23 protein-coding genes and 1 pseudogene are annotated in these 25,066 nt (G+C 68.2%); 11 read left to right on the top strand and 13 right to left on the bottom strand.

The window, feature by feature from the left end; all coding sequences use genetic code 11:
• Window positions 1-63 precede the first annotated feature (63 nt).
• From OG470_RS20155 to OG470_RS20135, 5 genes are all read right to left on the bottom strand, one after another.
• On the bottom strand, window positions 64-1,446 hold the full coding sequence (locus OG470_RS20155; protein WP_328414439.1) for a ferredoxin reductase family protein: 1,383 nt from the start codon (window positions 1,444-1,446) through the stop codon (window positions 64-66).
• Between the two features lie 50 nt (window positions 1,447-1,496).
• Window positions 1,497-2,870: a HAMP domain-containing sensor histidine kinase gene (locus OG470_RS20150; RefSeq protein ID WP_328414437.1), complete on the bottom strand. Its 1,374-nt coding sequence runs from the start codon at window positions 2,868-2,870 to the stop codon at window positions 1,497-1,499.
• A gap of 80 nt (window positions 2,871-2,950) precedes the next feature.
• A complete protein-coding gene (locus OG470_RS20145) occupies window positions 2,951-3,664 on the bottom strand; it encodes a response regulator transcription factor (RefSeq protein ID WP_442931201.1) in 714 nt (237 codons plus the stop codon).
• Between the two features lie 356 nt (window positions 3,665-4,020).
• Complete coding sequence (locus OG470_RS20140) at window positions 4,021-4,671, bottom strand: DedA family protein (protein WP_328414435.1); 651 nt, start codon at window positions 4,669-4,671, stop codon at window positions 4,021-4,023.
• A gap of 225 nt (window positions 4,672-4,896) precedes the next feature.
• The gene (locus OG470_RS20135; RefSeq protein ID WP_328414433.1) at window positions 4,897-5,859 is read right to left on the bottom strand and encodes an LCP family protein; all 963 of its coding nucleotides are present in this window, start codon (window positions 5,857-5,859) and stop codon (window positions 4,897-4,899) included.
• Between the two features lie 953 nt (window positions 5,860-6,812).
• Here OG470_RS20135 and OG470_RS20130 point away from each other — a divergent pair.
• From OG470_RS20130 to OG470_RS20120, 3 genes are all read left to right on the top strand, one after another.
• Window positions 6,813-7,307, top strand: coding sequence for a hypothetical protein (locus tag OG470_RS20130; protein ID WP_328414431.1), 495 nt, complete (start codon window positions 6,813-6,815; stop codon window positions 7,305-7,307).
• A 481-nt stretch (window positions 7,308-7,788) separates the two neighbouring features.
• Window positions 7,789-9,588, top strand: a complete 1,800-nt coding sequence (locus OG470_RS20125) for a glycoside hydrolase family 15 protein (protein ID WP_442930920.1) — start codon at window positions 7,789-7,791, stop codon at window positions 9,586-9,588.
• A 188-nt stretch (window positions 9,589-9,776) separates the two neighbouring features.
• Window positions 9,777-10,190, top strand: coding sequence for a helix-turn-helix transcriptional regulator (locus OG470_RS20120; RefSeq protein WP_328414429.1), 414 nt, complete (start codon window positions 9,777-9,779; stop codon window positions 10,188-10,190).
• Between the two features lie 38 nt (window positions 10,191-10,228).
• Here the strand turns inward: OG470_RS20120 and OG470_RS20115 are convergent, their stop codons facing one another.
• Window positions 10,229-11,146, bottom strand: a complete 918-nt coding sequence (locus tag OG470_RS20115; protein WP_328414428.1) for a LysR family transcriptional regulator — start codon at window positions 11,144-11,146, stop codon at window positions 10,229-10,231.
• A gap of 126 nt (window positions 11,147-11,272) precedes the next feature.
• On the opposite strand from OG470_RS20115, the gene OG470_RS20110 reads away from it, so the two are divergent.
• The 4 genes from OG470_RS20110 (at window position 11,273) to OG470_RS20095 (ending at window position 14,799) form a co-directional block, all read left to right on the top strand.
• On the top strand, window positions 11,273-12,145 hold the full coding sequence (locus OG470_RS20110; RefSeq protein WP_328414426.1) for an aldo/keto reductase: 873 nt from the start codon (window positions 11,273-11,275) through the stop codon (window positions 12,143-12,145).
• Window positions 12,146-12,176: 31 nt separating this feature from the next.
• Complete coding sequence (gene mgrA / locus OG470_RS20105; protein WP_328414424.1) at window positions 12,177-13,202, top strand: L-glyceraldehyde 3-phosphate reductase; 1,026 nt, start codon at window positions 12,177-12,179, stop codon at window positions 13,200-13,202.
• Between the two features lie 50 nt (window positions 13,203-13,252).
• Window positions 13,253-13,696, top strand: a complete 444-nt coding sequence (locus tag OG470_RS20100; RefSeq protein WP_328414423.1) for a hypothetical protein — start codon at window positions 13,253-13,255, stop codon at window positions 13,694-13,696.
• 71 nt (window positions 13,697-13,767) lie between these two features.
• Window positions 13,768-14,799, top strand: a complete 1,032-nt coding sequence (locus tag OG470_RS20095) for an aldo/keto reductase (RefSeq protein ID WP_328414421.1) — start codon at window positions 13,768-13,770, stop codon at window positions 14,797-14,799.
• A 224-nt stretch (window positions 14,800-15,023) separates the two neighbouring features.
• Here OG470_RS20095 and OG470_RS20090 read toward each other — a convergent pair whose 3' ends face one another.
• The 3 genes from OG470_RS20090 to OG470_RS20080 all read right to left on the bottom strand — a co-directional run bounded on the left by OG470_RS20090 (window position 15,024) and on the right by OG470_RS20080 (window position 17,927).
• Window positions 15,024-15,788 carry a DUF427 domain-containing protein gene (locus tag OG470_RS20090; protein ID WP_328414419.1) on the bottom strand — a complete coding sequence of 255 codons (765 nt, stop codon included), beginning with the start codon at window positions 15,786-15,788 and terminating at the stop codon, window positions 15,024-15,026.
• A 249-nt stretch (window positions 15,789-16,037) separates the two neighbouring features.
• Entirely contained in the window at window positions 16,038-17,150 is a 1,113-nt protein-coding gene (locus OG470_RS20085) for an RNA-guided endonuclease InsQ/TnpB family protein (protein WP_328414417.1), read from the bottom strand.
• A 246-nt stretch (window positions 17,151-17,396) separates the two neighbouring features.
• Entirely contained in the window at window positions 17,397-17,927 is a 531-nt protein-coding gene (locus OG470_RS20080; RefSeq protein WP_328414415.1) for a hypothetical protein, read from the bottom strand.
• A 561-nt stretch (window positions 17,928-18,488) separates the two neighbouring features.
• Between OG470_RS20080 and OG470_RS20075 the strand changes: the two genes are divergently transcribed.
• Window positions 18,489-18,707 (top strand): hypothetical protein, encoded by a 219-nt coding sequence (locus tag OG470_RS20075; RefSeq protein ID WP_328414413.1) that lies wholly within the window; start codon window positions 18,489-18,491, stop codon window positions 18,705-18,707.
• 429 nt (window positions 18,708-19,136) lie between these two features.
• Here the strand turns inward: OG470_RS20075 and OG470_RS20070 are convergent, their stop codons facing one another.
• Both OG470_RS20070 and OG470_RS20065 read right to left on the bottom strand, forming a co-directional pair.
• Window positions 19,137-19,742, bottom strand: a complete 606-nt coding sequence (locus OG470_RS20070) for a YdeI/OmpD-associated family protein (protein ID WP_328414411.1) — start codon at window positions 19,740-19,742, stop codon at window positions 19,137-19,139.
• Between the two features lie 322 nt (window positions 19,743-20,064).
• Window positions 20,065-20,250, bottom strand: a complete 186-nt coding sequence (locus OG470_RS20065; RefSeq protein WP_328414409.1) for a hypothetical protein — start codon at window positions 20,248-20,250, stop codon at window positions 20,065-20,067.
• A 788-nt stretch (window positions 20,251-21,038) separates the two neighbouring features.
• Between OG470_RS20065 and OG470_RS20060 the strand changes: the two genes are divergently transcribed.
• Window positions 21,039-21,752, top strand: a complete 714-nt coding sequence (locus OG470_RS20060) for a class I SAM-dependent methyltransferase (protein ID WP_328414407.1) — start codon at window positions 21,039-21,041, stop codon at window positions 21,750-21,752.
• 45 nt (window positions 21,753-21,797) lie between these two features.
• Here the strand turns inward: OG470_RS20060 and OG470_RS20055 are convergent, their stop codons facing one another.
• Complete coding sequence (locus OG470_RS20055; RefSeq protein WP_328426485.1) at window positions 21,798-22,199, bottom strand: IS110 family transposase; 402 nt, start codon at window positions 22,197-22,199, stop codon at window positions 21,798-21,800.
• On the opposite strand from OG470_RS20055, the pseudogene OG470_RS20050 reads away from it, so the two are divergent.
• A pseudogene (locus OG470_RS20050) lies at window positions 22,131-22,631 on the top strand (site-specific integrase); the annotation flags it as partial. The gene OG470_RS20055 and the pseudogene OG470_RS20050 sit on opposite strands and share 69 nt — an antisense overlap.
• 50 nt (window positions 22,632-22,681) lie before the next feature.
• On the opposite strand, the gene OG470_RS20045 reads toward OG470_RS20050, so the two are convergent.
• The gene (locus OG470_RS20045) at window positions 22,682-24,019 is read right to left on the bottom strand and encodes an MFS transporter (RefSeq protein ID WP_328414405.1); all 1,338 of its coding nucleotides are present in this window, start codon (window positions 24,017-24,019) and stop codon (window positions 22,682-22,684) included.
• Window positions 24,020-24,200: 181 nt separating this feature from the next.
• On the opposite strand from OG470_RS20045, the gene OG470_RS20040 reads away from it, so the two are divergent.
• Entirely contained in the window at window positions 24,201-24,668 is a 468-nt protein-coding gene (locus OG470_RS20040) for a transposase (protein ID WP_328414403.1), read from the top strand.
• Window positions 24,669-25,066: the final 398 nt, after the last annotated feature.

The raw sequence follows: 25,066 nt of genomic DNA, 5'->3' as shown, positions 1-25,066 counted from the left end.
TCTGCCTCGGCGCAGGCCCGCCTTCCTTGAGGCCCACGGCATCTGACCTGGCGGGCGTCCGGCTCACCAGGCGAATGCTTCGCAATGGATCTGCTTGGCAGGCACGCGGGCCGCCCGCAATGCGGCCCGTACGGCGGCCATCCACTGCGGCGGGCCGCACAGGTAGACGTCGCGCTCCCGCACGTCGGGCGCTATGCGCAGCAATGCCTCCTGGTCGGACAGGTGCGCCAGCCCGGCGGGCAGCCACGACCCGCGGGCCAGCGCCGGACCGGCGAGGTAATGGACCGACGCGCCCCGGCGGCGGGCAACGGCGTCCAGCTCAGCGCGGAGGGCGAAGTCGTCCGCGCGGGTGGCGCGGTACACCAGGGCGGCCTCACCGGGCTGGTACGGCAGATCCTCCAGCAGCGCGCGGAGCGGGGTGATCCCGATTCCGGCGGCGAGCAGCAGGATCTGCGGCCGGCTGCGTACGGCGCTGGTGAGGCGCCCGTATGGGCCTTCGATGAGGACACGGGTCCCGGGGCGGGCGCGGGTGATGCGGTCCGCGTCGTCGCCGTTGGCCCGTACGGTGATCCGGAGCAGGTCTCCCCCAGCTGGGGCGGACAGCGAGTACGGGTGTGCCCGGCTCCAGCCCCTACCGGTGAGGAAACGCCAGTTGAGGAACTGCCCTGCGCGGATCGGCAGCCGGTGCAGGTCGCGACCGGAAATGTGGACCGAGAAGACCCCGGGCGACTCCCAGGTGACCTGCCGCACCCGCAACCGGTGCCGCTGGCTGCGCCATAGCGGCAGGCCCAGGCGGAACACCAGCACGCTGCCCGCACAGAGCAGGTAGCTGGTCCACCAGTAGACCTGGGTGGCCGGCGAGCCGATGAATTCGGCCCCGGTCCAGAGTTGGTGCGGCAGGGCCAGGCCGACGCCCAGGTAGGCGTACAGGTGCAGGAGATGCCAGGACTCGTAGCGCAGCCTGCGCCGCGCCGCCCGGATGGACAGGCCCACCACCGCGATCAACAGAACGGTGCCGGCGACCGCGAGCAGCATCCCAGGGTAGGTGGTGGTCAACTGCCAGGACTCGGACACCACGTTGGTCTGGCCGGTTCCGGCGTAACCGACGACGATCAGCACGATGTGCCCCAGCATCAACCAGAACGAGCTGAACCCGGTGTACCGGTGCCACCGAGTCAGCCGGTCCTGGCCGAAGGCGCGCTCCACCCAAGGCACCCGGGCCATCAGGAGGACCTGGATCAGCAGCAGGTCACTGGCGAGCAGGCCGGTCAATCGGCCCAGCGACGACGTTGCCGCGACGCCGCCCATGGTCAGTGCCTGCAGTCCGGTGCCGTGCAGCCACAGCGCGAGCACCACGACCAGGGATGCGATTGCTCCGGCGCCTACCGCGTCCGCCCGCCACCGGGCCGGTTCTCGCAGCCGTTCCGCCGTGTGTCGACCGATCACGCTGCAAGCCTGACGGCGGAACCTAAGAAGTCGATGAGGAGCCGCTGTGGTCAGCTTGTGAACGCCGGCAGACGTACCGTGAGCAGGGCGCCCCCGGTCTCCGACCGGCCCGCCGCCACAGTGCCGCCATGGAGCTCCACAGCTTGGGCCACGATCGCCAGACCGAGCCCGGAACCGGGCATGGCGCGGGCTGCGGTGGCCCGGTAGAACCGTTCGAAGATCCGGGGCAAGTCCGCTTCCTCGATGCCGGGCCCGGAGTCGGCAACGGTCAGCTCCGCCCAGGGCGGAGTCCTGGGCTGGCCCGTACCCGGAAGACCGGTGACCGGGCGCAGACGGATCCGGACCAGTCCGCTCTCAGCGCTCCATTTGGCCGCGTTGTCGAGCAAGTTGGTGACCATGCGTTCCAGGGACGCAGGCCGGCCGGTGACCGTCACCTCGGCCAGGTCGGTAGCGAAGTCAACCCGCGGCCAGCGCTGGCGTAGCCGATGCACCGATAACCCGATCAGATCGGCCAGGTCGACCGGCTCCGCCGGCTCGGCACCGCTGTCTTCCCGGGCGAGTTCCACAAGCTCACCCACCAGCTGGGTCAGGTCGGTCGTCTGGGCGTCCAAGTCGCGCAGCAGCCCCGCACGATCTTCCGCGGACAGCGTGCGGCCGGCCCCAGCCGGCCCGTCTGCCCGGATGAGTAGCTCGATGTTGGCCCGCAGGCTGGTCAGCGGGGTCCGCAGTTCGTGACCCGCGTCCTCCACCAGCAGCCGCTGCGCGGCCCGCGAGGACTGCAACGCGGCGAGCATGACATTGAAGGCCTGCGCCAGCCGGGCGATCTCGTCGCGGCCGTCAACGGTGATCCGGCTGCTCAGGTCGTTGGTCGCTGCGACGTGCTCCACCGCCCCGGTAAGCCGGTGTACCGGCGCCAGTCCGGTCCTGGCCACCAGGAAGCCGAGCGCGGTGGCGGCCGCCACCCCGCAGGTGCTGACCAGCACGAGCGCCAAGCCGATCCGGGCGAGCGAGTGCTCGACCCCCGCCGTACTGATCGCGACCTGCACGGTCCCGCCATGCTCGGCCGCGGTGGTGAGCATCCGGTATTCCTGGCCACCGATGTGGATCTCCTCGAAGGTCTTCCCCTGAGTGCCGTGCGCCACGGTCAGGGCCGCCGGGGTGACCGGCAGCGGTGCGGGCCCGCCCGCCGCCAGGATCGGCCGGCCCCCGTCGTCGAGCAGCTGCGCCCGAGGACCTATGTCGTCGTCGTGGTCGCCGTCCGGATCGTCGCTGCCGTTCCACGGGTGTCCGGGCCGCTCGGCGACCGCGTGCGCGTCCGTCACGAGCTGACTGTCCAGCTGCTGATGGAGCTGGCTGGCGACCACGAAGAAGACGACCGCGGAGACCGCGACCACCGCGATCGCTACCGCGGTCGCGGACGCCACCGCAATGCGGGACCGCAGAGACAGCCGGCGCCACCGCAGGCGGCCCCGGCGGCCGCCTCTCCGACCCCGGCTCGGCCTACTCACTGCGTCCCGGTGCGCAGCGCGTAGCCGACGCCCCGCACGGTCTGCAGCAACCGGGGCTCCCCCTCGGCCTCCAGTTTCCGTCGCAGATAGCCGATGTAGACGTCCAGGCTGTTGGAAGCGGCGCCGAAGTCGTAGCCCCACACCTGCTCGAACAGCACCGCGCGGGTGAGCACCTGACGGGGGTGCCGCAGGAACACCTCCAGGATCGTGAACTCGGTACGGGTCAGTTGGATCTCGCGAGCGCCCCGGCGTACCTCCCGGGTGAGGGGGTGCAGGCACAGGTCGCCATACCGCAGCGGTGGGCCCGCATCCCGGCCGGCGCTCGCGTCGGTGCCCGCCGACCTGCGCAGCAGCGCGCGGATCCGAGCCAGCAACTCCTGCGACGCGAACGGTTTCACCAGATAGTCGTCGGCTCCGGCGTCGAGCCCGGCGACCCGGTCGCCGACGCTCTCCCGAGCGGTCAACATCAACACCGGTACGTGGTTCCCGTCGGCCCGCAGCGCCTGACACATCTCCAGACCATCCCGGCGCGGCATCATGACGTCGAGGATCACCGCGTCCGGTCCCCGGTCACGTACCTCCTGCAGGCCCGACACCCCATCTGCGGCCAGGCCAACCTCATATCCGTCGAATCGAAGCATACGGGACAGAGCATCACGCACCGCCGCATCGTCATCCACAACCAAGATCCGCACGAGTAGCCCCGCCATCTCGTAGAAGCCCTGGTAGCCGTCATAGCTCACGAGGATGAGAACCAGATGAGAGTTGCCTGTGTGCGCCGATCGCTCGCCCGGCTCGGCACTCGGCCGTCCGGGCGGGCGGGCGGGCGGGCGGGCGGGCGGTGCAATCTCCGACGGCCTCGCTCGTACGACCAGCAGACGACGCGGGCTCCCGGAGCCGCTCACTACCCGGCCGGCAACCCACGCCACGCCGGCCGGTCAGCCGGCGCACGGGTTCGTCAATCCGACCGCACAGGGAGCCAGCAGCGCGCGGATCATGACCATGGGGAACGCGGATATCCACGGCACCGCGACCAGCGTCATCGACGCTGCGAAGCGGCGGCCGGTCAGCGCCCGGGGCCGCCCGGCCCGGGTAGCACGCCGGGTGCGGAGGCATGCGCGCGATGCCGGGCGCGCAGTAGTTCGATGGCGATGGGTACGACCGAGACGAGCACGATGCCGATGAGGATGAATTCGATGTGGGAGCGGACGAACGTGACCTGACCGAGAAGGGCGCCGAGCACGGTGACCCCGGCTCCCCAGAGGCTGCCGCCGATGATGTTGTAGGCGACGAACCTGCGGTAGTGCATCCGGCTCGCGCCAGCGACGATCGGAGTGAAGGTGCGCACGATCGGCACGAACCGGGCCAGCATGATGGAGCGGGCTCCATACCGGTCGAAGAAGTCCTGCGCCCGGTGCAGGTTCTCCTGGCGGAACAGTCGGGAGTTCGGGCGTCGGAACAGCCGCGGTCCGACGCGGCGTCCGAACAGGTAGCCGACCTGGTCACCGGCGATGGCCGCCACCACGACGAGGAGGCACACCAGCCACAGCGGATACGGTAGGTAATGGCTGCCGGCGACCGCCAGCCCGGTGGTGAACAGCAGCGAGTCGCCGGGCAGGAAGAACCCGAGCAACAGTCCCGATTCGGCGAACACGATCGCGAGGATGCCGACGAGGCCGAAGGTGGAAATGAGCCACTGCGGGTCCAGGACGTTCATTCAGCTACTCCATCCGCTTAAACCGGAAGCGCCGGGCGTCGGTTGGTCAAGCTCCCGTCGTCGGGCTATTGCCCAGGTGACCGGCTGATCCTCCAAAGCCGTGATGAGGTGCCCTTTCCGTGGCCCGCCGGGCGTCTGCCGGGGGACTCGCGAAAACGGAGCCCTCGGTTTCCGGCTGCCGACGGCGACGGCGGCAGTGGCGCCATGGAAAGGGGGAGCCAGGGGTCAGGCTGGCGCTGGGCGTCGGGGTGGCGCGGCGACCCCCAGGTGCTCCTGCACCGTGTCGTCCACGACCGCCTGGTAGAGCGCCTTGGCCTTGGCGGTGTCCGACAGGACGACGCTCTGGCCGCTCTTCACCGCGGTGCCCGCGCTGGGGCTGCCCAGGAAGGTCAGGTCGTCGCTGCGCAGGTCCCGCAGTTCCAGCGCCACGTTGACCAGGTTGAAGTCCTCGTCCACGGTCACCGACTTCGTGACGGCCTGGAGGAACGAGTTGAGCTTGACCGGGTTCGACAGCGTGCCGACGCTGGCCGCCCGATCGAGCAGCGCCTGCAGGAACTCCCGCTGGTGCCGTTCCCGGCTGAAGTCGCCGTCACTGAACTGGTAGCGCTGGCGCACGTAGTCCAGCGCCGCCGCGCCGTCCAGATGCCGGACGCCCTTCTGGAACGTCCGGTGCGGCTCGTGGATCGAGGTGATGGTCTTCTCGATCGTCAGGTCCACCCCGCCCAGGGCGTTGACCACCTGCGCGAAGCCGGCGAAGTCGACCAGCGCCACGTGGTCGATGTGCACACCGGTGAAGGACTCCACGGTCTGCACGGTCAGCGGGGTGCCGCCCCAGGCGTACGCGGAATTGATCTTCGCCATCGTGTTGCCGTGCCGCCCGTCGGCCGACTTCGGCACGAAGACCCAGGTGTCCCGGGGAATGGAGATGACCTCGGCCTTCTGGTGGTCGGCATCGAGGTGCAGCACCATGATCGTGTCGGTGCGGGAATCCGCGGTCTTGTCCGGGTCGCGGGAGTCGCGGCCGAGCAGCAGCACGTTCATCGCGCCGGTGACCGCCTCGGCGGGGCGGGCGCTCTCCGGAAGCCCGGCGAAGGCGTCGGTGCGCGCCAGGTTGCCGTCGAGCGAACGCCCGTACGCCCCGATGGCGATCATCGCACCACCGCCGAGCACCAGCAGTGCCGCCAGCACAGCGATCAGAATCCGTCGTAATCGTCGTTGCACTCGCTCCAACCCTTCACGCCCCAGCGGGGGAACCACCCCGTGTTCGATGGTTACCCAACGTAATGGGGAAAGCTGGGAGGCGGCTTAGCGTTGTTGTAGCGCGCAGCAGATCTCAACCGAACCCCTGCTGACCGCGGACGTTGCTCAACCGAAAGCCTGGGCAAATTCGGTCAGCCCATCCGGCCGAGCGCAGTTTGACGGCCGCCGGGCCGTCAAAGGTAGCGCCGGCGGACGACCACAGCCTTCGACCGGGTGATCCGCAAGAAACGGTTGCACGTCGACCGGACCGAGAGAGCCCAGCGGACGGCCGGCACAACGAGCGGACCCGGAGGCGGGGCCGGGGCCAGCGACACTCGCGCTTCTGGGCTCGGAGACGGACGTGTCGCCGCCGCCGTCGTCGCGGCCCGGATCACCTCCTCGCCGGGGTCGGATCGCCTGTTCAGGAGGTTCAGGGCCCGCCCATAGGTGCCGCACAGGAACGGCAGTGACTCTTGCCTGGCTGTCCGAGTGAGAGGAGCGCGATGATGAACGAGCACAAGTCGACACACTCACACGAAACCTTTTCCGCTGGCCCGGTTACGACCGCCACATCAGGACCGTCGGCCGCTGGATGTTCAGGCGGGGGCGCTGCGCCGCCTCCTGCAGGACAGGCAGGCCGCTCGAGGGTCTGGCGGTTGCTGCCGAGCAGGAAGGGTGGCTGGATTGCGGGCGCCGCACTGATGTCTGCGGTGATTGGACTCTCCGCCTGTACCGCTACGTCTACCGCTACGTCCTCCCCGGCGACAGCCGCTTCCCCCACGGCGACCGCCGAGTCAGGCGCCCCCGGCAGCGGCCCCGCTGGCGGTCCCCAACCCGCTGGCGCGGGATCCAACGCCCGATCCGGACCGGCCGAAGGGGGATCGATCGGCACGGTCGACAGCGTGTCCACGCCGGGTTTCACCATTGCGACATCAGCGGGTCAGAAGGTGACCGTCAACGAGACAGCCTCCACCACGTACCAGAAGGGGACGACCTCATCCTCGGCGAGTGCCCTCACCACGGGTGAGCCTGTGCTCGTACTCGGGACGACCAGCGGAACCACGATCACGGCCACCCAGGTCGTCGTGCAACCGGCTGCCGGCGAGGGATCTGCGACGGCCTCCGCCGCAGATGTGGTCCCCTTCCAACGTGGCGCACCCAGCACGCCGAAGCAGCTCGGCCAGGTCCCAGCAAACTACACCGAGGGTTCAGGAACGGTCGTCGACGGAACGGCAGCGGACAACGCCACGAAAGCCGCGTTGGCCGCCTACCCGGGAGGCGTCGTCGACCGCGTGGTGCAGCTGAGCAGCGGCGAGTACGAAGTGCATTACATCGGTGTCAACTGGCCGCACCACATCTTCGTCGACCAGGACTTCCACGTCATGGGCGCCGAGTAGCCCTCGACCCGCACGATTGGAGCGCGCCGCCGACCGGGCGCCATGAAGTGGACCGTGACAATAGGGACGCTCGCGCCCCGGGCGGTGGTCTGCTTGGCTTTGCCCCCGGCCGGCGCGGTGGCCTGATGTGCTTTCCCCCCAAACCGCCCAGGGCCGCTCCTACGCCCCCTTCCCCTCAAGACACGAGTTCCCCTGGACACCGGTGGACTGTCGGCGGCGGGTGAATCTGAACCTGTGGGGCTCGTATTGTCGGTCTGGCTACGCTGCCTGCGAATACTCGTTGATCAATACCGACAGCCGAACCCACCACCGGTCTTGCGGACGCATTCGCTCGAATGATGCTCGGTGGGTCGGTCGCCGGTCTCTGTTCTGCGTCTGCCGCCTGCAGTAATCCCGATGTCATCGATAGGCAAACGTGGCCTGTCCGGGGAGCAGCCGAGCGGTCACGGGCACGGCGGGTCTGACTGGCGAAGATCTGGGTATGCAGGGCGGCGTGGGGGGGCCGCCGATTGCCGACTACGGCTTTCTGTCCGACTGTCGCTCGGCGGCGCTGGTCAGCCGGGACGGCTCGGTGGACTGGTGGTGCCCGGCGCGGTTCGACAGCCCGTCGGTCTTCGGCCGGATCCTCGACTCCGACGCCGGGCACTGGGTCCTGCGCCCGAGCGGCGAGCGGGACGGCCGGCGCATCGAGCGGGCGTACATCGGCGACAGCCTCGTGCTGCGCACCGTGCACCAGACCGACGGCGGCAGCGTCGCGGTCACCGAGGCGCTCGCCACCGAGCCGGGTGCCCGCGGCCACGACCTGGGCTCCGCGTCACCCGCGGTGCTGTTGCGCACGGTCGAGGGGCTGAGCGGCCGGGTGCGCATGTCGACCGACTTCGTGCCCCGCCCCGAATACGGCCTGCTCACGCCGTTCCTGCACAGCCAGCCGGACCGAGTTGTGGCAGCCGCCGGACCGGTCAGCCTGACCTTACGGGCAGGCGTACCGCTGACCTGCGAGCGCGGGCGTGCCCACGCTGACTTCGACGTCTCTGCCGGCCAAGTGGTCGGGTTCGACTTGGCGTACGCCCCGTCGTTCGGTGGCCCGCCGGCTGCAGAGTTGGATCCGGTCGCGGCGATCGCCGAAACCGTCGAAGCGTGGCAGGTTTTGCAGGACAGCCATCACTACGACGGCCGCTATCCCGATCTTGTCCGCCGCAGCTCCGTGATCCTGCAGGGCCTGACCTATCGGCCCAGCGGTGCGGTCGTGGCCGCCGCGACCACCTCGCTGCCCGAGCAGCTCGGCGGCGACCGCAACTACGACTACCGGTTCGCCTGGCTGCGCGACTTCTCGTACACCCTGCACGCGCTGTGGGTCGCCGCCTGCACCGAGGAAACATCGCGGCACTTCGGCTGGGCGGTCCGCTCGGCTGGCCGCCTCGGAATAGAGCCCGCGCCGATCATGTACGGCGTCGGGAGTGAACGGGACCTGTCCGAACACGTCCTCGATCATCTAGGCGGTTACGCGGGCAGCCGGCCGGTACGCACCGGAAACGACGCCTGGCGGCAGCGACAATTGGATGTGCCCGGCGAAGTTCTCGAGGCCGCCTACCTGCTCCGGGACCGGTTGGGGCAGTTCGACGAGGAGCTGCGGCAGATGCTGGTGGATCTCGCTCATCAGACGGTGGACATCTGGCACAGGCCCGACGCCGGCATGTGGGAGATCCGAGGGGAGCAGCGGCACTACACGTCGTCGAAGGTGGGGTGTTGGGTGGCGCTGGACCGGGCAGTGCGGCTCGCGCCGCGGCTCGGGGAGGGGGCGGACCCTCGGCGGTGGGCCGCGGCCCGTGACGAGATCCACCGGACGGTGCTGGAGCAGGGCTGGAACGAACGGGTTGAGGCCTTCACGGGCGCCTTCGGGTCGGACGAGTTGGATGCCTCGGTGCTGTTGATGCCGCTGGTGAACTTCCTCCCGGCCACCGATGGGCGTATGCGGGCGACGATCGAGGCCATCGAGCGGGAACTCGCCACCGACGGCGTCGTCCGGCGCTCGGCGAACGAACCCGCCGGCTTCGTGTGGTGCTCGTTTTGGCTGGTGGGTTGCCTGGTGCTCGCCGGCGACAACCAACGAGCGACGGAGCTGTTCGAGCGCACCAGCACCAAAGCCAACGACCTCGGCATCTTCGCCGAGCAGATCGACCTGGTGACGGGTGAACACCTGGGCAATACACCCCAGGCGCTGTCGCACATAGGCCAGATCATCGCCGCCGCCCGGCTCACTGACCCGACCATGCACTTCTGATCAACTCGGGGCGTGGCACGCGCAGGCCGGTCCTCAGGATTCAAGATCACGAGCTCACCGACGAGCACAGTGCCAGGGTCACCCAGGAGGTTCGCCGGGAGACGGCCGCCACCCGCCGCATCGCCGGGCGCCGCCTGCTGGACGCGTCCGCCATCGCCCGGCTCGAGGAGCGCATCGACACCTAGAGCTTGACCCGCCGGGTGTACCAGGCGCTGGCCGACGTCCCGGAGACGACGCGCCGGCTGCTGGAGTTCGTCGCCGTCGACGGTCTGGCACACCGCCACGGCGCAGACGGGAGGCCCGCGAGGTCCTCGGCGCGGCGGCCGCCGAGTTCGCCGCGCTCGGCCCCTGCCTTCGCCCGTCGGGCGCACGCGGAACTCGCCCGGATCGGCGGCCGAACGCCCACGCCGACCACGCTCACCGCGACCGAGCATCGGGTGGCCCGACTGGTCGCGCAGGGCCGCACCAACCGGGCCATCGCCGACGCGCTGTTCATCAGCCCGAAGACCGTCGAGGCTAACCTCGCCGGGGTCTACCGAGCTGGGCATCTCCAGCCGCGCCAAACTCGGGGCGGCCATGGCGCAGTCCCCCCGGCCGAATAAATCCAGCGGTCAGTATCGGACCGGGAGCAATTTTGGGGTCACGGAATCGCGGTAACAGATGGTCGCGCCGGTTTGGGCGTCGGCAGCACCATTCTGAGGAGTGCATCCCTGGCTGGGCTCGACGGAGCGGCCGCGGGGACGGCGACGGACACCTGCCACCTGGGGGCGGCCGGGTCGCTGAGGGTGACGACATGGAGCCGCTTCGCGGATGGCTTGCGGGCGACGGGGGCTGGGACCATTGCGACGCCAAGTCCCTGCTCGACGCATTCGAGCAGGGTGTGTACGTCGTTCACCTCCAGAGGTACCTGCCGTTCGAGGCCGACGGCGGTGAAGGCCCGGTCGGTGAGTTGGCGGGCCCCCCAGTCCGGGGAGAAGTCGACGAACAACTCGTTACGCAGCGATTCCCAGTCGACGGTGTCACGGGCCGACAGCGGGTGCTCCGGGTGGCAGAGCAGCAGCATCGGCTCGGTCGCCAGCGGCATGAGCGTCACACCGTCTGGTGGTTGCCCCGGCAAGGCGACGAAGGCGACATCGAGGCGTCCCAGGCGAACCTGATCGGCCAGGTGTGTTGACCCGCCGTGCCGCAGCCGGATCTCTACTCCTGGATAGGTGCGCCGGAAGCGGGCTAGCAACGGGGGGAGGTTGATCACACCGAGGCACTGCTCGGTGCCGACGGACACCGTGCCCCGCAGGAGCCCCTGCACAGCAGCGACGGCATCCCGCGCGGCGTCGACGCTGGCCAGGGTGCGATGCGCCTCGATCAGCAGCGCCCGTCCCGCCTCGGTGAGCTCGACGCGGCGGGTGCTGCGGATGAACAGGTCCGCGCCAAGCTCCCGTTCCAGCGTGCGGATCGACGCGGACAGGCCCGACTGGGCGACGCGCATGCGTTCCGCGGCCCGGGTGAAGTGCCTCTCCTCGGCGACCGCGATGAAGTATTCAAGGTGTCGCAGCTCCATGATTGAGCAGCATATCTGCTTAATCTCAGCGGTTTTTGCTGTTGGACGGCAGGATGTGGGTGGGTGAGTCTGGTGACTGCCGCTCTGACGAGTGGGCCAGTGGACTGTGAAATCAGAGGTTGTCATATGCAGACCCGCCACATCGGCGAGGCGCAGGTAGGGCAGATCGGGTTGGGTGCCATGCCCATGTCGATCGAGGGCCGTCCCGACGAACGCCGCTCCATCACCACGATTCACGCCGCGTTGGACGTGGGCGTCACGCTCATCGACACCGCCGACGCCTACCACGTCGGTGCCGACGAGGTCGGCCATAACGAGCTCCTCATCGCCAAGGCGCTCGCCACCTACCCCGGTGACACCAGCGCAACCCTCGTGGCGACCAAGGGCGGCCATCTGCGTCCCGGCGACGGATCCTGGACGGTGGACGGATCTCCGGCCCACATCAAGCGGGCCTGCGAGGCGTCGCTGAAGCGGCTCGGCGTGGAGGCGATCGGCCTCTACCAGTTCCATCGCCCAGATCCGACGGTGCCCTACGCCGAGTCCATCGGTGCGCTGAGCGATCTGCTGGCGGAGGGGAAGATCCGGATGGCGGGGATCTCGAACGCGAATTTGCAGCAGATTCGCCAGGCGCACGAGCTGCTGGACGGACGGCTGGCGTCAGTGCAGAACCAGTTCTCGCCGGCCTTCCGGAGCAGCGAGCCCGAGTTGCGGCTGTGCAGCGAGTTGGGTATCGCATTCCTGCCATGGAGCCCACTGGGCGGCATCGCCCGAGCCAACGATCTCGGCACAACTTTCACCGCGTTCCAGCGGGTCGCCCGGCAGCACGACGTGAGTCCACAGCAGGTCTGCCTCGCCTGGATGCTGGCCAAGTCGCCGATGGTCGTGCCGATCCCTGGAGCCAGCCGACCCCAGACGATCCGCGACTCGGCGGCTGCGGTGGACCTGGTCCTCACCCACGAGGTAATCGCTGATCTCGACGCCGCCGGCGCAGCGGCCTGACCGTTACTACTCATACCTGGGGAACTTTCTGATGAGTTACACCGCCGAACCCACCCGCTACGGCAGCATGAGCTACCGCCGCTGCGGACGCAGCGGGCTTCGCCTACCGGCCATGTCGCTCGGCTTGTGGCACAACTTCGGGGACGATCGGCCGCTCGAGGGCCAGCGCGCGATTCTGCGTCGCGCCTTCGACCTCGGGATTACGCATTTCGACCTCGCGAACAACTACGGCCCACCTTACGGGTCCGCTGAGCAGAACTTCGGACGCTTGCTCGCCGAAGATTTTCGGCCGTACCGCGACGAGTTGGTCATCTCGACGAAGGCCGGGTACGACATGTGGCCCGGCCCGTACGGCGAAGGGGGCTCGCGAAAGTACCTGCTCGCCAGCCTTGATCAGAGCCTGCAGCGGATGGGGTTGGATTACGTCGACATCTTCTATTCGCACCGCTTCGACCCGCAGACCCCACTTGAAGAGACAATGGGAGCCTTGGACACCGCCGTACGGCAAGGCAAGGCTCTGCACGTCGGGATCTCGTCCTACTCACCCGGCAAGACCGCCGAAGCGGCCGCAATCCTGAAGGATCTCGGCACGCCGCTGCTCATCCACCAGCCCTCGTATTCCATGCTCAACCGCTGGGTCGAGCAGGATCTCCTCAGAGTGCTTGAGCAGGAGGGTGTCGGCTGCATCGGATTCTCGCCGCTGGCCCAGGGAATGCTTACCGACCGTTACCTTGGCGGCGTGCCCGAAGGTTCGCGTGCCAGCCGAGACAGCTCGCTGTCGCCGGAAGCGCTGAGCGAGGAGAACCTCGCCAAGATCCGGGCATTGAACGAGATCGCCGCACGACGTGGACAAACGCTGGCCCAGATGGCGCTCGCCTGGTCGCTACGCGATCCGCGAATGACCTCGACCCTGATCGGGGCCAGCAGCGTCGCACAACTGGAGGCCAACGTGGCTGCCCTCGACAACCTGACGTTCACCGAGGACGAACTGACCGAGATCGACAGATTCGCCACGGAGTCCGGCATCAATCTCTGGGCGCGTTCCAGCAGCGAGTAGTCCCCGCCCGAGGCGTCCTTTCAAGGTGAGGCCCACCAACGCTCCTCCAGATGCTCACGGCCCTACGGCGGGTCGGACGACTCCGGTCAGTAGTCGCCGAGCCGAATGATCAGTTCGTCATCGGAAAGCTCGAACCACATGCACGCGTCCTGGTGCTCATTGCCGACGCATGCATCGATCCACACCGCCGCATGGTGGCCATCGGCGGCGATGCGACGTACCTGAAGATGCCAGTCCTCACGTATTCCTTACTGCACTGCATCAAAGCCGACCTGAATCCGTTCACGGCTCTGCGGCAGCTCGTACACCATGTTTTCAGTCAGCAGATCGCTGAGCCGTTGCCAGTCGCGCTGCTCGGCGCTCGCTACGTAAGCGCGCACAGCGCCTCGGGTTCTCGATGTCTCGTCCAGGGCCCGCACGCTACAGAGCAGCACCGACAGCGGGTCAGGTTCACAGGCGCCGGCAAGATTCATCGCGCTCAGCGATCGAACTGATCAGTTCCTTCTGTTGGACAGCTCAATCCGGGTCAATCAGACTTCGGGTGGATCTCGAGGGAGGCAGACCGATGGAATACCGCACCTTGGGCAACACCGGCACGGTGGTGTCCTCGCAGTGCCTGGGCACGATGACGTTCGGCAACGAGAGCAGCGAGGAGGTGTCGCACGCCCAGCTCGACCGGTTCACCGAACGCGGCGGGAACTTCATCGACACCGCCAACGTGTACTCCCGAGGCTTGTCCGAGGAGATCGTCGGCCGCTGGCTGGCGGCCCGGCGGGGGGTACGGGATCAGCTGGTCATCGCGACAAAGGGACGTTTTCCCATGGGGGACGGGCCCAATGATGCGGGCCTCACCCGCACCAACCTGTCCCGGGCGTTGGAAGCGAGCCTGCGCCGGCTCGGGGTCGAGACCATCGACCTCTACCAGGCGCACGCCTGGGACCCCCTGACCCCGATCGAGGAGACCCTCGGCTTCTTTGACGACGCGGCGCGCGCCGGCAAGATCCGATACGCGGGCGTCAGCAACTTCCTCGGCTGGCAGTTGCAGAAAGCAGCGCTGCTGACCCAGTTCCGCGGGCTCGCGCCAATCGTGACGCTGCAGCCCCAGTACAACCTGCTGGTGCGCGACATCGAGTTCGAACTGGCGGATGTGTGCCGCAACGAGAACATCGGGATCCTGCCGTGGTCCCCGCTGGCCGGTGGCTGGTTGACCGGAAAGTACACGCGTGACCATGTGCCGACCGGCGCGACCCGGCTCGGCGAGGACCCGAAGCGTGGCATGGAGGCCTATGCCCCACGCAACGCAGAGGAACGCACGTGGCGGGTCATCGACACGGTGCGGCAGGTCGCCGAGGGGCGTGGTGCATCCATGTCACAGGTGGCGCTGGCCTGGGTCGCGGACCGCCCCGCCGTCACGTCGGTGATCCTCGGCGCACGCACGCTCGAACAGCTCGACGACAACCTCGGCGCCGCCGATCTGCACCTGTCGGAGAAGGAGACAGCTCTGCTCACCGAGGCAAGCTCGCCGAGCGTGTCCGATTATCCGTACGGCGCACCGGGCGTCCAGCAACGCTCGCGTACCCTGCCCCTCTCCATCTGAGCGACTCCAACGGCCCCGGGCTCAGCAGCGTCACCGTGGCTGCGCCCGGTCTCCGGACCGGGACGCGTAGAGCTGCGGTACACCTTTGACCTGCCCACCGTGGCGCCGGTGCGGCTGGTGCTCGACCACGACTACCGACACCCCAACCACTCTGCCTCGCCGATGCCGGCGCCGCCCGGTGTCGGCGTCGGCGTCGGGTGATCCCGACGATGCCCCGTTCCCGCTCAGGAGAAGTGGGTCTGCGGCCGGATGAGTCGCTCCCCGTCGATGATCAGGTCGACCTTCTCGTTGTAGAAGGCGATCAGCCCGGCGATCGGCAGGAGCGGGCCTGTGGGGAAGTCGTACGACCAGGCCAGGTCCGGGTGGACCGTGCCGTCGACACGCACGGACCAGTAGCGGCTGACCCGGCCCTTGTACGGGCAGGAGGTCGTCGTCTCTGACGGCACGAGGTGCCCGAAGTTCACCTCAGTCCGGTTGAGGTAGTAGCGAGTCGGCAGACCGGTCTCGAAGACCAGCACCGGCGACGCCGACTCGGCCAGCACGACCCCGTCGCGTTCCACCCGTACGCGGCGGGTGGACCGCAGTGCGTCCACCCGGGCATACGGATTCCGGGGGTGCACGAAGACCTCTTCGTCCTCTTCGAACCAGCTGTCCATGGCGGCCCAGTCGAACCGGACAGTGTCCGCCAACCCGGGCAGCGCGTCGTCTCCGTAGCACCGGGCGGACGAAGGACGGGAAGTCTCGCCGACGCGCAGCCCGTGCACCCGCCCGGTTCCACATCGGATCCGCTCCGTGCGGTGCTCATCGACCAGGAGGCTGCGGTTCACGTCGGCGATCGGGATGTAGTACTGGGGGTAGAAGGGCCACTCCCACACGTACTGCGCCCGCCTGGTGTCCAGCACCAGTTCGCCGGCGAAGTAGGCGCGGATCCGGCGGGGCACCGGCTCAACGCGGTCGTCCGGCGCGATCGCCTTCGGATAGTCCGGCACCTTGTCCTCCAGTTCAGCAACAGCCCCCGTTTGGGGATATTGGCTCAACGATCAGGAGGCGTGGGTGTCTCGCCGGTTCGGTGACGCGCCGACCTGTACGAGTTCGTACAGCGTCACCGTCTACCCTTGACATCCTCCACCGCCCTGAAGGGCGGGGATTCCCTCGGTCGCCCGAGGGGGTTCCTGTTTCACCGGGCCGCGCCTTCACCGCTTTCGCGGGTCGGGTCTCACCGTCCCTCCACAGGCGTTTTACCTCTCCGCCAGCCCGGCGGCGAGAATGTTCTTCGCGGCGTTGACGTCCCGGTCATGCACGGCATCACAGCCGGGACACGTCCAGACACGAACGCCGAGAGCCATGGCCGTGTTGATCCGCCCGCACGCCGAACAGGTCTTCGTGCTCGGATACCAGCGGTCAACGGCGATCACAGTCCGCCCATACCAGGCGGCCTTGTACTCGATCATGCCGCGCAGTTGCGTCCACGCCGCGTCGGAAATGGCGCGGGCCAGACTGTGGTTGCGCAGCATGTTGCCCACACTGAGATCCTCGATCACGACCGTTTGATTCTCACGGACGAGTCGAGTCGACAGCTTGTGCAGGTGATCCCGCCGCCGGTCGGCGATGCGGGCATGAATCCGAGCCACCGCAAGGCGAGCTTTGGCCCGGTTGGCGGAGTCCCTGGCCTTACGGGCCATGCTGCGTTGCGCCTTAGCCAACTTGCGCCGGTCAACGCGCTCATAACGCGGGTTGGTGACCTTCTCCCCGGTGGACAAGGTGAGCAGACTGGTAATGCCCGCGTCCACCCCCACCGCAGTGCTGAGCGGAGGAAGGGGCTCGACGGTGGGGTCTTCCACCAGCAGGGACACGAACCAGCGACCGGCCGCGTCACGGGACACTGTGACCGTGGACGGCTCGGCGCCGTCGGGTAGGGCCCGGGACCACACGATGGTCAGCGGCGCGTCCATCTTGGCCAGGGTGAGCTGCCCGTCACGCCAGCGGAACGCCGAGCGGGTGTACTCCGCCGACGCCCGAGACTTCCGCTTGGACTTGAAACGCGGATACCGCGACCGCTTACCCCAAAACCCGGCGAACCCGGCTTGCAGATGCCGCAGCGCCTGCTGCAACGGCACGGAACTGACCTCATTGAGGAACAAAAGCTCCTCGGTACGCTTCCACTCAGTCAGCCACGCCGACGACTGCACATAGGTGCTGCGCCGCCGGTCAACCGCCCACGCACGGGTGCGCGCCTCCAAGGCCAGGTTGTAGACCTTTCGCACGCACCCGAAGGTGCGATTCAACTGCTCAGCCTGCTGCGGGGTCGGATAGAAGCGGTACTTGTACGCCCGCTTCACCACCTCACCCATGCCTCACATTCTAGCATTTGCCTATGTGAGTCTGCACTTGAAGGGAGGGAGCGGCGTTTCCTCCCCCGCCTGAAGGCAGGGGTATCCACGCCGCGACACCGATGAGAACGTTCGGCCGGAGGCTACTGGAGGAGCGTTCTCATGAGCAATATCCGGCCCACGAGAAAAGGCCCCTGCGGGGGCCTTTCATCGTTTCCACGAACCGGAGTCGTCTACACGGGGCGGAAGGAGATGAGCGATGGGCTTTCACCTGATGCTCCGGACCGACACCGCCAGGGCTGAGCCCGCAGCAGCCGGTACGCCTTCGCGCCCGGGCGCCCGGCGAAGGCGGGGTACCGCCAAGGCCAGGGCCCCGGCCGCTGCGGTCCATGCGGATGCCCACCGATCGGTTTGGCCAGCGCGAACCCCGCAAGGCGTGCCGCCCACGACTGCGAACGCGTACTGCGGCGGGCGGGAAGGGGCGCCAATGGCGGTGCCTACGCCGGGGTGGCCAGGTCGACCGCGAACACCCGCCGGAAGATCGCATACTCGATGGCGATCACCGCCAGCCACGGCAGGGCCATTCAGCCCCGCGAACCGGGTAAAGCTCAACCCGCTGACGGCGAAGGCGAGCAGGTCGCTCACATTGGAGATCGGCAGCAGCAGCGACGCGGAGTTGGCCAGGTTCCCGCAGGCGTACAGGTGCGGTTTCGGCCGCACCCCCACCCGAGCGGTGGTGGCCAGCACCGCCGGGGTCAGCAGCACCACCGTGGCGTCGAGGCTCAACACGGCGGTCACGATCGAGGCGAGTACGAAGATCAGCCGCAGCAGACGCCACCGTCGGCCCAAGCGCCACCAGTTCGCCGCGCACCTGTGGCCGCGAGACCAGCCCAACGCGACCAGCGGCCCGGCGTCGGGGCCACCGCTTCCGGCAGCCCGCGCGGCGGGGCTACCGCGAAGCCGAGCACCGCGGCCAACACCAGCAGACCGACGGCGGCGCTCACCACGCCAACCCGAGCCGGTCGCCGGCCCACTCGAGCACGATTAGGACGCTACCCGGCCCGTTCGGGTCAGTCGTCCCGCTGCGTTGGGATCGGACGGAACACCTCACTCGGCGGCGGGAGCCTGCCGGTGCCGGAGTGATCGGAGGCCGCCGTCGGCGCGGACAAGCTCAAGCCGTACGGCCGGAGACGATCTCGGGGGGTTTCCTCCATTGCGGGACGACACGTGGTGCATGGCCTTCGTAGTCACCATTGGGGTCGAGGCTCCATAGCGCCGTTGCGAATGTCCTGGGACTTTTCAAGGCGCACATGGCGGGTAACCGCGGCACAGACAAGCGACAGTTGAAGGGAGCAGACGATGACCGCTAGCGCCACTGCAACTCATGACGTCCACTACAACGTGATCAGCCTCTTGTACCACACCTTGCAGGAAGCCGACACGCTACAGCAGTACATCGACGATGCTCAACGTAGTGGTGATCCGGCGGCTGCGCAGTTCTTCAAGGACGTGCAGTCGAATGACCGGGACCGGGCCCAGCGAGCGAAGGAGCTCCTTCGTTCCCAATTGGCAAGCTGACGCGGACACCGGGGCTGACGCCATCGGAAGGTTGAGGCGGCAGCCCCCTGCGCCGTTTTTCTCGTGCCTCAGGCGTCCCGGAACGGGGAGTAACCCAGTGATTCGCCGGTCTACATCAGCGTCTTGAGGCCGATGAGTACGAACATCCCCGCGGGCAAAACGCCGATGGAGGCCATGCGCGCACTCAAGCGCCGACTGTCCGACGTCGTCTACAAGCAAATGATCAAAGACGCTAACAAGGCTGGGACGGGCCCGGGAGGACACGTGGGGACGACTCTTCAATCCAGCGGGGCCGACCCGATCCCCATGATCGACACTTCGGAACAGTCACTTCCCGGACCCGCCGAACCCCAGCCTGGAGCACCGCTCCTCGCCGCCTCTTGACACAGAGGGGTGCCAGATGGGTGCACATGATCATGAAGATGCCGATTACGGCGAGTTCGGAGGCTTGGCCTTTTGCGGGTAGATCGTCTCGTGGCGGGACAGCATGGCGACGAACTCGCCGATCTTTCGCTCGCGGGTCTGCGCCCGTTTGACGGCATTGACGCGGTAGATGAGAGCGAACCGGTTGGTTTTGGTGAGTACGTCGAACATGGCCTGGGCGGCCGGGACGGCGGCGATGGCGGCGAGTAGGTCGGCCGGCACCTCGGCTTCCGACGGCGGGGCGTAGGCCGTCGCCCACCGCCCGTCCGCCTTCGCGGCTTCTACCGCGACGCGGCCTGGGGGCAGCATTCGCCCCTGTGCTTCCAGCCGGGCCACGTGGGCGACATTGCGTTGTGACCAGGAACTGCGGGGTCTACGAGGGGTGAACCGGATCCAAGAGGTCTCCTGATCCCGCTTCCGGGTCTGCCCGTCGATCCAGCCGAAACACAGGGCCTCGTCGACCGCCTGCTGCCAGGTCAGCGTGGTGACTATGCCGCCCTTCTTGGTCAGGGCCAGCCAGACGCCGGGCGACGTGGCGTGGTTGGCCGACAACCACGCGCGCAGCGCCTCGGCGTCCGCGACGATCAACTCATCCAGCTCGGCGCTCGCCATAACGGCAGGCTAACCGCTGCGCCGTGGCCGCAGCCTCTGCCCGTCGGCCGGCCCGACTCGCTGGGCTGCCGGCGCGCAGGCAGCCCGGCGGACCGTCAGGGGCAGGACCTCGAGGCTCAGGACGATCTCGACGCCGGGCCGGCATGTGTGAGACTCCACGTGCACGCGCCGCGCCGCGTACGGCGAGCGTCGTCCACGACCACGGGCCTCTGACAATCAACAGCGCCCCGTACGAGCCGACGACGCCCGGCGATCCAGCCGCGCACCTCACCCGCTCGATCTGCGGCAGTTGAGGATGACCTGGCTGTGGGAGGTGTGGCAATCAGCGGTGATTGTCTCCCCGTGATCGGCGGAAGTAGGAGACCGTCGTCACGGCGAGCAGCACCGCGCCAATAAAGAAATAGGTGTTGATCCCAAGGCCGGCCCACAGCTCAGCCGTGGAGATGTCTTCCGCCCCCACAAAGCCGCCTCGGCGGATGCCTGTAGCCATCAGCAGGTTTTCGACCATCCCGGGAACCCCTCGGACGACGAGTAGCGCGCTGCCAAACCACAGCGGCGTGAGGAGCACCCACCGAGGGACGCGTCGTCCCCATGGCCGGACGGTGGCTACAACGACAGCCGCCCCGACGGCCGACATGAGGATGAGAGTGATGTTGAAGATTACGTACGCCCTTAGGCCCCAAGGTCCGTCGCCGGTCGGATCGTTACCGGGGAGGAACACCGCTACCACGTGGGACACGACGAAAAAGATCAGCCACGCGAACGTGCCGTACGCCCAACGAGGGCTGCCGTGAACTCTCATATCATCAAGATCGTCCCCTCGGGCGCCATGGCGCCTCCCATCCTGAGGGGACTCATCTCCCTCACTAGAGGGAGGCTCGAATTCTCGGGCACACCCAACTTGGCACGACCGCCACCAGCGGCATGCGCCCCGAACTGATGGCCTAGTGCTCGCGGGCGGCGGGCGAGTCGGATTGTGGTTGGCCTTCGACCACGGTGGACATGCTCAATTCGGCACGTGCGCGCGTCGCCACCCGCCAGTCGGCTGCGCTCCACGACGCTCGGCGTGCGGCGCCGACTCCTACCACCTGGCCCGGACCCGCGCTCGAGCCGAACGCAACGACACCTGATCACGCCTCACATCACGATCCGCTAGCTTTGTCGATCAAGCTTGGTGGCGAAGGGCGGGGACCAGTGATGACGACAGGCTTCGACGCGCACGAGCGGTCGCGGTGGTCAGGACGCGCAGCGGCATATCACGGTAGTTTCGCCACGTTATGCACCTATCCGGCAGAGGTGCTGCTGGATGCCGCCGGTGTCGAAGCCGGCATCCGGCTGCTGGACGCGGGAACCGGTCCGGGAACCGTCGCCGCCCTGGCGTGCTCCCGCGGCGCCGCGGTCGTGGCCGTCGATGCCGAACCCGGCATGCTCGACCTAGCACGCCGCCACGTCCCCGCCGCCGAAGTCCGTCACGCAGTCCTTCCGGATCTGCCGTTCACCGACGGATGCTTTGACGCAGCGGTGGCCAACTTCGTCATCAACCATGTCGGAGACCCAGCGGCCGCCCTCACCGAGCTTCAACGCGTTGTGCGCTCCGGCGGCCGCATCGCTGTGACGATCTGGCCCTACCCCGCACCACCCGCACAACAGCTATGGGGTCAGATCTTCGACGCCGCCGATGTTGAGCGCCCCACCACCATGCCCAAGCTGGCGGCGGACAAGGACTTCCCCCGCACCGCCGAAGGGCTGTCCAGCCTTCTGCGCCACGTGGGGCTCACCGACGTGCGCTGCGACACCCTTACCTGGACGCACCGCACCGACCCTGAGGACTGGTGGAGCGGACCTGCCAACGGCATCGGTACCCCCGGGCTGCTCATGGAATGCCAGTCGCCGAGCACGATCGGCCGCATCCGGCATCAGTACGACCGGCTCACCGCCGCCTACCGCGGTTCCGACGGCCTACTCGCGTTGTCCACTGCCGCCCTCCTCGCATCCGCTGCCGTGTACTGACGGCTCGCTCCCATCCACGGTGCGGTCACTTCCCATCAACATCGATCATCGCTCCACCTGGATCATGGCGGTGAGGTCCAGCGCCGCGCCGCCGGGGATCAGGTCACGCAGCAGCACGTGGAGCCGGTTGAGTAGCCGGACGCGTTCGCGGGCCAGGTCGTCGCGGCGTTCGGATAGCAGCCGCAGTCGGGTGTGGTCGTTCTCGGCGACGACGTGGCGCAGCCGCTTGTGTTGTATGGCGGCGTGCGCGACGCTGGCGGCGTCCGCGGCGTCGGTCTTGCGGCTGCCGCCGGTGTCCAGTAGCCGAGCTCGGGCGGCGAGAGTGGTTGGGACATCGTCGACATCCTCGCCGGCGGCAGCTAGTAGCTGCGCGATCCCGTTGTGGCACTCTGCGAAGTGCCCACAGGTCGCGGCGGCCGTCCATCGAAGTCGCTGACGCTTGACCACGCCAAGGCGCTTTTGATCGCTGCCGAGGGCAGCTCGTTGCACGCCTACATCGTGCTGTCACTGCTGACCGGCGCTCGCACCGAGGAGCTGCGCGCTCTCACCTGGGAATACGTCAACCTCAGCGGCAGGCCGGACAACGATCCCCCGGTGCCGCCATCCATTCAGGTCTGGCGTTCGATCCGTTCCGACGGTGACACCAAGACCAAGAAGTCGCGTCGCACCCTGGCTCTGCCGGCCCGGTGCGTCACCGCGCTGACCACCCATAGGGATGGCCAGGGCCAGCCTGCCACTGATCGCCTCGTCTTCGCATCTGCCGCCGGCACGGCCCTTGATCGGCACAACGTGCTTCGAGCCTTCCGACCCGTCGTCGCCAAAGCGGGCCTTGACCCGCGCGACTGGACTCCCCGCGAGTTGCGGCACAGCTTCGTGTCCCATTGCCGTAGTACCACAAGTCACGAATTTGACACCCACCGCTGGGACTTTCATTCCACCGGGTGGTTGGGGATCCTCGATCGGACGGCCAGGCCGTACAGGCAGGCCAGCCCGGCCAGGATGCCGAACAGGACGAACGGGCCGGCGGGGCGCCAGTTGTCGTACAGGGTGCCACCGGCGGCGAACGCGATCATGATGCCGATGCCGCCGCTGAGCGCGAACGTTCCGATGACCGAGCCCCGGGTACGGCTGGGAGCCTGTTCGGCGATCAGCACCTGACTGGAGATGACGGCGCTGACCTGGCCGAGCCCGATCAGCGCGGCGACGGCGTAGCCGAGCGGGCTGAACGGGTCTCCGACGAAGATCGTGGCGGTGTAGCCGAGGGCGGCGGTCCCCAGGGAGATCAGCACCGCGTCGGTGCGGGACAGCCGGTCGGCGATGATGCCGATGGCCGGTGCCCCGATCAGCGCGACGCCGTTGGCCACTCCCAGCAACAGACCTGCCTTGGCCAGCGCCTCGGCCTCGCTGAGCCCGAGGTGCTGGGTGCCGTACTGCTGTGCCCAGAGGGTGAGGTAGGCGCCGACGAGCGCCAGGTCGGCCCGGGCGACGAAGGCGCTGAGGTAAGCGAAGGAGACCCCGGGGCGCCGGATCTCGGCGACGCCCTCGCGCAGCAGCCTGGGGATCGGGGTGTGCTCGGAGTGCGTTGTCGCCAGGCCGCCCCGGAGGGTGAGCCGCATCAGGATCGCGGTGAGCAGGGCCAGCCCGCCGACGATGAGGTAGGTCGCCCGCAGCGCGGCGGTCGCGTCCATCCCGATGCCCTCGAAGATGTCGGGCAGTTTGATCAGCACGAAGAACGTGACGAGCGCGCCGAGACCGTTGCAGAAGCCGAGGATGCCGTTGGCCCTGCCGCGGGTGGTGTCCCGGACGTAGTCGGCGACCACGGCCGTGAGCATCACGGTGACCATCGCCATGCCGACGGCGGCGACACCCCGGGCCAGGTAGTAGGGCAGGACCGAGCCGAGGAACGGTGCCATGCCGACGCCGAGGCCGAGCAGGATGTAGCCGCCGACCACGATCGGGCGCCGTCCGAGGCGGTCGGACCAGGCGCCGGCCAGGCCGACCGCCGCGATCAGGACGATCTCGCTGATCAGCCCAGCGGTGCCCACGATCGAACCCTGCTCACCCTTGGGCACGCCCAGGATGGAGGTGAGTAGCGCGGTCTGCGCGGCCGGGATGAACGTGAACGTCATGATCGACGTCAGCGCCAGCCAGTAGTACCCGCTGATGTTGGTCCGGGTCGTGCCCGGTGAGAGCCGGAGTGGGCCGAACGTGGTGGTCTGCTCGCCGGCCTCCGGCGCGGCGGCGGTGTCTTCCTGGCTGCGCTGCACGTTGACCCCTCTGCCCTATTGTGGCACGAATGGAAACGCTGTTTCCACACCCTAGCGGGTCAGGGCCCGGACGTGATCGCGTCGGTGCGGCGCATTTCTCGTCACCCGGTCCCGGTCCGGCGCCGTCGACCCGTCCCTGGTGTCGCAACCGGCCGGCTCAGGGGCCGACGACGCCGCGGGCGTGTTCGAGGGGAAGCGGGTCAACGGCCGGAATCGGTTCATCGTCACCGACACCCTCGGGCTGCTGGTCACGGTCTGGATCCTGGCCGCGTCCTGGCAGGACCGCGACGGTGCCAAGGGCGCGCTGCTCGCCGCAGTGGCGGCCACCCCGATGCGGCACGTGTTCGCCGACCAGGGCTTCGCCGGCCGGCTCGTCGGCTGGGCCGCCGCGATGCTGAACCTGACGTTGGACATCGTCCGGGAACCCGCTGATCAGAAGGGATTCGCTGTCCACCCCAGGCGGTGGGTGGTCGGGAGGAGTATGGGCTGGCTGATGGGCCACCGCCGGCTGGCCCGCGACCACGAACGCCGGCCGGAGACATCCGAGGACATGATCCGGTGGGCGGCCTGTGTGCGGCTGACGCTAGCAGGGCCTGCTGACCAGGTGATTCGGTGCTGGCCGAACTCCTTGCTGGCCCCCGTTCTCTGACCCTGACCCTAGGCCTCGTGACCCGTACCGGAAGATTCGTGACGCCATCCCGCGGTTCCTAGGTCGATGAGAGCGAATCTCTGAGGAGGGCCGAGGTTCGGGGCGGAGCCCCGAGGTCTTCGGGGCCTTGGTCTTCCGAAGCGTGGCCGGCCGGGCCGGCGCGGCCCGCTTGCGGGCCGCCTTTGATACGTCGAGAGAACAATTCGGCGGTGTCCTGTGCCGGGTGATGCTTGACGTCGTGGCCTCGGACGACGCTTGACATGATCGCGAGGCGACAACCGCGCCTCACAACATGACCGGTCACGTTATGCCGGGCGACCAGCGCCGGCATGACAGTCCTTGTGCGCCGCGACCGCAGCCACTTCCACATGCGGCAATCTCGCTCACTCGGACAGTGG

Source organism: Micromonospora sp. NBC_00389, from assembly GCF_036059255.1.
In the GTDB taxonomy this organism is placed as follows: Bacteria; Actinomycetota; Actinomycetes; order Mycobacteriales; family Micromonosporaceae; genus Micromonospora.
This window is presented reverse-complemented; position numbering and strand designations above follow the sequence as displayed.

Bases quoted from the DNA above. Each gene is read 5' to 3' on its own strand.
- OG470_RS20065 (WP_328414409.1), bottom strand. From the start codon at position 20,250: ATGGTCGAAAACCTGCTGATGGCTACAGGCATCCGCCGAGGCGGCTTT.
- mgrA (WP_328414424.1), top strand. From the start codon at position 12,177: ATGAGTTACACCGCCGAACCCACCCGCTACGGCAGCATGAGCTACCGC.
- OG470_RS20100 (WP_328414423.1), top strand. From the start codon at position 13,253: ATGCTCACGGCCCTACGGCGGGTCGGACGACTCCGGTCAGTAGTCGCC.
- OG470_RS20145 (WP_442931201.1), bottom strand. From the start codon at position 3,664: ATGGCGGGGCTACTCGTGCGGATCTTGGTTGTGGATGACGATGCGGCG.
- OG470_RS20085 (WP_328414417.1), bottom strand. From the start codon at position 17,150: ATGGGTGAGGTGGTGAAGCGGGCGTACAAGTACCGCTTCTATCCGACC.
- OG470_RS20115 (WP_328414428.1), bottom strand. From the start codon at position 11,146: ATGGAGCTGCGACACCTTGAATACTTCATCGCGGTCGCCGAGGAGAGG.
- OG470_RS20110 (WP_328414426.1), top strand. From the start codon at position 11,273: ATGCAGACCCGCCACATCGGCGAGGCGCAGGTAGGGCAGATCGGGTTG.
- OG470_RS20095 (WP_328414421.1), top strand. From the start codon at position 13,768: ATGGAATACCGCACCTTGGGCAACACCGGCACGGTGGTGTCCTCGCAG.
- OG470_RS20075 (WP_328414413.1), top strand. From the start codon at position 18,489: ATGACCGCTAGCGCCACTGCAACTCATGACGTCCACTACAACGTGATC.
- OG470_RS20140 (WP_328414435.1), bottom strand. From the start codon at position 4,671: ATGAACGTCCTGGACCCGCAGTGGCTCATTTCCACCTTCGGCCTCGTC.
- OG470_RS20070 (WP_328414411.1), bottom strand. From the start codon at position 19,742: ATGGCGAGCGCCGAGCTGGATGAGTTGATCGTCGCGGACGCCGAGGCG.
- OG470_RS20125 (WP_442930920.1), top strand. From the start codon at position 7,789: ATGCAGGGCGGCGTGGGGGGGCCGCCGATTGCCGACTACGGCTTTCTG.